Here is a 6676-nt window from a genome sequence, read left to right as displayed (position 1 = left end):
TATCACAAACTTTCTCAGGAGGGGAGACAATCCCCTTCTGAGTTATACGCTCCGCGTGGATGCGCAGTGATTTTGATAAGAAGATGTCAGCAGAGCTGACCAAAATCACGCGCCAAGTCTCCGCGAGCGTCGACTTGAATATAGGAGTGAAAGAAGGTTTTGGCAATTTGGAAAAATCGCTTGCTTTTTGTGCCGATAACTTGTAGCATAGACTTTGCAGTTCTTGATCTTTCCGGTCGAATGGCAAAGTGATGTCAGAAAGTTTGTGCTGGAAGAAAAATTTTTCTGTCGAATTATAGCGCAATAAGTCGTCCGATTATGTTTGATTTTGGAGGGTGGGGGCTGTAAAATAGAGAAGACATCGAAAGGAGCATGTATCACAATGGAAGGTGCAGATATTAGCTTTGTACACCTTGGAATTACCATACAGCATTTGTCGAACAGTATTTCCGTATTTGGATTTCGGATTGCCTACTATGGGATTATCATCGGACTGGGAATGCTTGCAGGCATTTGGGTTGCCCAGTCAGATGCAAAGAGAAGAGGGCAGGACCCGGAACTGTATCTGGACTTTGCTTTGTATGGGATTATTTTTTCCATCATTGGGGCAAGAGTTTATTATGTAGTTTTTGAATGGGATAACTATAAAAATAATCTGCTGGAGATCTTCAATCTTCGGGCAGGCGGACTGGCAATCTATGGAGGTGTGATTGGCGCAGTTCTTACGTTGATTGTATTTACCCGCATGCGGAAAGTTTCCTTTTTCTCGATGGCAGATACCGGAGTGCTTGGACTGGTGACCGGTCAGATTATCGGACGCTGGGGCAATTTCTTTAACCGGGAAGCCTTTGGAGGATACACGGACAGCCTGTTTGCAATGCGGATTAAGCGTTCCATTGTGAATGATAATATGCTGAATACGGATGTTCTGAAACATATGATTGTTGATCAGGGAGTAGAGTATATTCAGGTTCATCCCACCTTTTTTTATGAGTCGTGCTGGAATCTGGGGCTTCTGTGCTTTATGCTCTGGTACCGGAAACGGAAAAAATTTGATGGGGAAATGCTCTGGATTTATCTGCTCGGATACGGAACAGGAAGATTTTGGATTGAAAGTCTGCGCACCGACCAGTTGATCCTGTTTGGAACCGGACTTCCGGTTTCTCAGGTACTGTCGCTGACCTTGGTGATCGTGGCGGTGGGCAATCTGATTGTTCGTCGCAGAAAGCTGAGTCCTATGTCATAAGAGATATAGCAACATATCGCATAAAAAATATGGAAAATGACATATGGAGTATGTGGGGAATAGAATTCTCATTCTGAAATAAAAATTCCGTAACCAGATCGGCAAACTTATTGGGAAAGAACTTCGGAACCATCGTAGACTTGATTCAGCGCAAGACAAAAGGAGAGGCATAAAAAATGAGAATTCCGAAAGAAGAGTTGATACTGGAGATCGAGAAGGCAAGAAAGGCTTTGAATCACAGCATTGAATCGGGAGAGACTTACGAATCTGTCTATCAGAACAGTGTGGATCTGGATCATTTGATTGAAGAGTACATACTGGCGGGATTTTGAAAAACGGATGAGATCAGGAAAGAAGAAAAGAAACAGGAAAAGAAATTAGGAAAAAGAAATAGGGAAAATAGGGGGAACGAAGAAAGAACGACTGCTTCTGTAAGGGGGAAACGACAGGGCAGTTGTTCTTTTATTTTATAGGAAATTTATCGTGTTGTTTTGGGGATAAGGTGTGAACGACAACGAAAGGATTCTTTGTTCACATTCTTTTTCAAATATTCTTGAAATTTTCAGAAGGATGTACTAAAATAAACCTACAAGTAATGAGAAGTGGGACAAAGTGGCAGAATTGTCGCTGATTGCGTGGAACGTGAACAGTGGCGCAAGGTTTGCAGAGAATCATAAAAAATTATGGATTTTTTGCAAATTTCAGAGTGTAGCCGAAGGATGAGTCCGTTATAAATGGCGATGGAGTCTGACGGTTGCAGGTCTGCGTTTTTCCACTTTTTTTGCTTATAGTGAGAACATGAAAGATCTGGGAGTAACGATAAGATGGCATTTGAACACAAATCCGTTTTGCTTGAAGAAACGATAGACAGCCTGATGGTAAAACCGGACGGCATCTATGTAGACGGAACACTCGGAGGAGGCGGTCACGCTTCGGAAGTGTGCAGACGTCTTGGAGAAGGAGGGCGCCTGATTGGAATTGATCAGGATGCCGATGCGATCCGGGCAGCTTCAGAGAGATTAAAGCCGTATGGGGATCATGTTACGGTTGTGCGAAGCAACTATGTGAATATTGCTCAGATCCTGAGTGATCTGGGAATTGAGAAAGTGAACGGTATTTATCTGGATCTGGGAGTTTCCTCGTATCAGCTGGATACAGCGGAGCGTGGATTTACTTACCGGGATGAAAATGCCCCGCTTGATATGCGCATGGATCAGCGAAATACGAAGACAGCGGCAGACATTGTAAATACCTACACGGAATCCGATCTTTACCGGATTATCCGTGACTACGGGGAAGACAAGTTTGCAAAAAATATTGCGAAGCACATTGTAAAGAGGCGTGAGGAGAAGCCGATTGAAACAGCCGGGGAACTGACTGAGGTTATTAAGGCGGCGATTCCGATGAAGGTGCGTGCGACCGGAGGACATCCGGCGAAGAGGACGTTTCAGGCGATCAGAATCGAGCTGAATCAGGAGCTTGAGGTGCTCAAGAACTCGATCGACACGATGATTGATCTGCTTGCACCGGGAGGAAGACTGAGTATCATCACCTTCCATTCTCTTGAGGATCGAATCGTAAAGAACCGTTTCCGGACGAATGAGAATCCGTGCATCTGCCCGCCGGGATTTCCGGTATGCATGTGCGGGAAAAAGAGTAAGGGAAAAGTAATTACAAGAAAACCGATTCTTCCGTCCGATCTGGAGATGGAGGAGAATCCTCGTGCAAAGAGCGCAAAACTTCGCGTTTTTGAGCGCGGAGAAGAGTGAGCAGTCCCGAGAAGGATTGGAAAAAGTGTCAGCTGATTGCGATGACAGGGAAGAGAAAGAAATAACGACAAAAGAATCGGCTGATTGAGATGAACAAAAGAAGATTGATACTGGGAAACAAAAAGGGAAAAGGGAAGAAAATAAGAGGAAAGAAGAATAACGTCAAACCAAGACGGGGAGGGGATAGTATGGCTGAAAAGAGAAGAATGAAACAACCACCTTATGTGTATGGCACTGCAGTAGAACAGGCAGTGCCGTCACGCCAGCCGGGACGGGAAGAACGCGACCAGATCCGGCACAAGCGGAGAGTCAGCCGTGCTGTCAGACGGAATCAGGAGAAGGCACTTCAGATGGATGTGCCTTACGTTCTTGCATTGACGGTTGCAGCGATGAGCGCACTCTATATCTGTGTGAGCTATCTGCAGGTGCAGTCTACGATTACGGGAAGAATCCACAACATTGAGAAGCTGGAGCAGGAAGTGGAGAGCCTGAAATCGGAGAACGATGCGCTTCAGACGAGAATCAACACATCAGTTGATCTGGATCATATCTATAAGGTTGCGACGGAAGAGCTGGGGATGGTATATGCGAACCGAGATCAGGTTCGTCTGTACGACAAAAAAGAAAGCGAGTACGTAAAACAGAATGAGGACATCCCGAAACACTGATTCCAGAAAGAATGCCCGGAATCAGTCCGGAAAAAGGAATAAAAATCGTACCGGCAATACGAGCAATAACAAAAACACCAGCAAAAACAGTAGAGTTAGCAATAACAGAACGAGCAACAACAATAGTAATAACAGAAACGGTAACGACAGGAACAATAGCAGTAACAACAGTAATAACAGAAACAGTAGCAACAGAAATACGAACAGCAGAGATCGCAGCAACGGCAATACTAATTATAACAATAACGGCAATCGCAATCCGGGCACTGCGGGAAACCAGACAAATGGCAGAACGATGAACAGTGGCAGAGATCGCGTTGGCGGTGGTCGGGCAGTCAGATCTACCGGCAGAGCCAGAACGATCAGCAGTGCGAAAGTTACGGGCAATGCAAGAAATGCAGGTGTTCGGAGAAATAACAGCAACATAAGAAATACAGGCGCAGTCAACATGAGAGACAACAACAGAAATAGCGGTCGCACCGGATATTCAGGTTCTGGATACTCAAGTTCCGGATATTCAGGTGGCGCAGGAAATCAGGGGGAGGATTCAAGAACGTCCTCCGCTTCAAATGCAAAGAATTCCGGAAAGAAGCGGATTTTTGTGAGATACATGCAGGAGAAGCTGGCGATGACGGGAATCATCATCCTCCTTCTTGCGGTGGCTGTGACATGGAGACTGTACTCGATTATCACGGAAAATCAGGACAAATACACGCAGATTGTGCTGGCACAGCAGTCGTATGACAGCCGTGTGATCCCGTATCGGCGCGGAGACATTGTCGACCGCAACGGAACGTATCTGGCGACGACGGAGAAGGTGTACAACCTGATCATCGATCCGCAACAGATCATGTCGAAAGAGGAGAATTATCTGGATGCCTCGGTGCAGGCGCTGGTGAACATCTTTGGATATGATGAGAATACGATCCGCACGCTGATCACGGAGAATAAAGACAAGGCGTACATCCGCTATGCGAGAAAACTCTCCTATGACGATAAGGAAAACTTTGAGAATTATCAGAAGGAGACGAATCAGGCGAATGCGAAGGCAGACTCGAAGGCACGCGTAAAGGGCGTGTGGTTTGAGGATGAGTACCGCAGACTTTATCCGTACAATTCCCTCGCCTGCAACGTGATCGGATTTTCCGGCACGGACAGCGGACTTGGAGGAATTGAGCAGTCCTACAACAGTTCCCTGATCGGAACAAACGGACGCGAGTACGGATACTTAAACGATGATTCCAACCTCGAGCGAGTGATCAAACCGGCGACAAACGGCAACACCGTCGTGTCGACGATCGATGTCAATATTCAGAATGCCGTCGAGAAGCGGATTCAGGAGTGGGAACAGCAGACCGGCTCGAAGCAGATCGGCGTTGTCGTCATGGACCCGGATACCGCGGAGGTTCTCGCGATGGCGAGTGGAAGCACGTTTGATCTGAACAATCCGCGTGTGATCGGCGATCGTTTCAATGATGATCAGATCTGGCAGTTCGGTCTGAAAGAGGCGACGGCGACCTGGAATCGAAAGCACAAGGAGGAGACCCCGATCACGCAGGATCAGGTGCGCTCTTATTACACCGATGATGAGATTCGCTCCTTTGGCCAGCAGGTCGCATGGAACCAGATTTGGAGAAACTACTGCATCAGTGATACCTATGAGCCGGGTTCCCCGTCGAAGATTTTCACTGTGGCAACGGCACTCGAGGAGGGAATCATTTCCCAGAACGATACATTTTTCTGTGACGGTTCTCAGGAGGTTGCCGGTGTCCAGATCAAGTGCGATGCCTGGAGACGAGGCGGACACGGTGTTCTGACACTTGAGGAGACGCTGATGCAGTCCTGCAACGATGCAATGATGCAGATCGTGGCAAAGAGCGGGGCTTCGCTGTTCTCCAAATATCAGAAGATGTTCGGTTTCGGTGCAAAGACCGGAATTGATCTTCCGGGTGAGGCAGATACGAAGAATCTGATCTACGATGCGCAGAATTTGAGACCGGTTGAGCTTGCGACGAACTCATTCGGACAGGGCTACAACTGTACGATGATTCAGATGGCAGCGGCATACTGTTCGGTCATCAACGGCGGTTCCTACTATGAACCCCATGTGGTCAGACAGATTCTGGATGAGCAGGGTTCTGTGGTCAAGAAAATCGAGCCGAAGCTCGTGCGCGAGACCGTATCGGAGTCGACGAGCACGTTTATCAAGCATGCGCTTTTCCGCACCGTCAATGAAGGTACCGGAAAGGCAGCCGCAGTTGCCGGCTATGACATTGCGGGAAAGACCGGAACCGCAGAGAAGATTCCGAGAAGACAGGGAAATTACCTGCTCTCGTTCTGTGGATTTGCCCCGGCGGACGATCCGCAGGTTCTCGTCTATGTGACGATCGATGAGCCTCATGTGGAGGATCAGGCACACAGCTCCTATGCAGCAGGTGTGTTTGCCAATATCATGCAGGACATCCTTCCGTATATGAATGTCTTCCCGTCTGTGGATGTACAGAATGTCGATGAGTCACTTGCCGCCCAGCTTCCGGGCGCAGAGGGAATCACGGACAACAACGGAACCCCGGCAGAGACTGTGCCGGAGGAGACGAAGATCTACGATACCGATGAGTATGTGGATTCTGCTGATGGTGGAAACGGAATTCCGGACAATATGCCGGAGGGAGCAGAGACTTCCGAGACAGAGATTGTGATTGAACCGGGAAATGAGGAGATCGATGTGGAGTCCCTGCCGGATGTGAGCGCTCAGGTGAGTGTGAGCACGGAGGCGGAGACGCCGGGAGAAGAGACCGCAGAGGCTTCTCAGGTTTCCGAGACGGAGAACCCGGAGAGTGCTGAGGGAGAATCCGAATCAGGTTCTGATCCGAGTGCAGAGGCGGAGTAACGCTTTTTTGTACATGGATAAGAATAGATAAGAATAAGAATTTTCTGAACGGTAACGAGTTCTAAAATGGAATGTTTGCCATATTCTGTAATGATGAGTGCTC

The 6676-nt window shown here is 47.8% G+C and carries 6 protein-coding genes; all 6 read left to right on the top strand.

All coding sequences use genetic code 11. From position 1 onward, the window contains the following. Positions 1–382 precede the first annotated feature (382 nt). Positions 383–1246 carry a prolipoprotein diacylglyceryl transferase gene (gene lgt, locus ACR0QT_RS02330; protein ID WP_432629283.1) on the top strand — a complete coding sequence of 288 codons (864 nt, stop codon included), beginning with the start codon at positions 383–385 and terminating at the stop codon, positions 1244–1246. Between the two features lie 176 nt (positions 1247–1422). Further along, positions 1423–1578: a Spo0E family sporulation regulatory protein-aspartic acid phosphatase gene (locus ACR0QT_RS02325; protein ID WP_432629282.1), complete on the top strand. Its 156-nt coding sequence runs from the start codon at positions 1423–1425 to the stop codon at positions 1576–1578. Between the two features lie 492 nt (positions 1579–2070). Then, complete coding sequence (gene rsmH / locus ACR0QT_RS02320; protein WP_432629281.1) at positions 2071–3015, top strand: 16S rRNA (cytosine(1402)-N(4))-methyltransferase RsmH; 945 nt, start codon at positions 2071–2073, stop codon at positions 3013–3015. A gap of 188 nt (positions 3016–3203) precedes the next feature. Next, positions 3204–3683: a septum formation initiator family protein gene (locus ACR0QT_RS02315; RefSeq protein ID WP_432629280.1), complete on the top strand. Its 480-nt coding sequence runs from the start codon at positions 3204–3206 to the stop codon at positions 3681–3683. 11 nt (positions 3684–3694) lie between these two features. Beyond that, on the top strand, positions 3695–3982 hold the full coding sequence (locus ACR0QT_RS02310; RefSeq protein ID WP_432629279.1) for a hypothetical protein: 288 nt from the start codon (positions 3695–3697) through the stop codon (positions 3980–3982). 149 nt (positions 3983–4131) lie between these two features. Then, positions 4132–6573, top strand: a complete 2442-nt coding sequence (locus tag ACR0QT_RS02305; RefSeq protein ID WP_432629298.1) for a peptidoglycan D,D-transpeptidase FtsI family protein — start codon at positions 4132–4134, stop codon at positions 6571–6573. Positions 6574–6676: the final 103 nt, after the last annotated feature.

The organism is Brotaphodocola sp. (assembly GCF_050873365.1).
Lineage (GTDB): Bacteria > Bacillota > Clostridia > Lachnospirales > Lachnospiraceae > Brotaphodocola.
The sequence above is the reverse complement of the archived record's forward strand: the minus strand, read 5'-3'. Positions and strand labels throughout refer to the sequence as shown.

Bases quoted from the DNA above. Each gene is read 5' to 3' on its own strand.
- lgt (WP_432629283.1), top strand. From the start codon at position 383: ATGGAAGGTGCAGATATTAGCTTTGTACACCTTGGAATTACCATACAG.
- ACR0QT_RS02325 (WP_432629282.1), top strand. From the start codon at position 1,423: ATGAGAATTCCGAAAGAAGAGTTGATACTGGAGATCGAGAAGGCAAGA.
- rsmH (WP_432629281.1), top strand. From the start codon at position 2,071: ATGGCATTTGAACACAAATCCGTTTTGCTTGAAGAAACGATAGACAGC.
- ACR0QT_RS02315 (WP_432629280.1), top strand. From the start codon at position 3,204: ATGGCTGAAAAGAGAAGAATGAAACAACCACCTTATGTGTATGGCACT.
- ACR0QT_RS02310 (WP_432629279.1), top strand. From the start codon at position 3,695: ATGCCCGGAATCAGTCCGGAAAAAGGAATAAAAATCGTACCGGCAATA.
- ACR0QT_RS02305 (WP_432629298.1), top strand. From the start codon at position 4,132: ATGAGAGACAACAACAGAAATAGCGGTCGCACCGGATATTCAGGTTCT.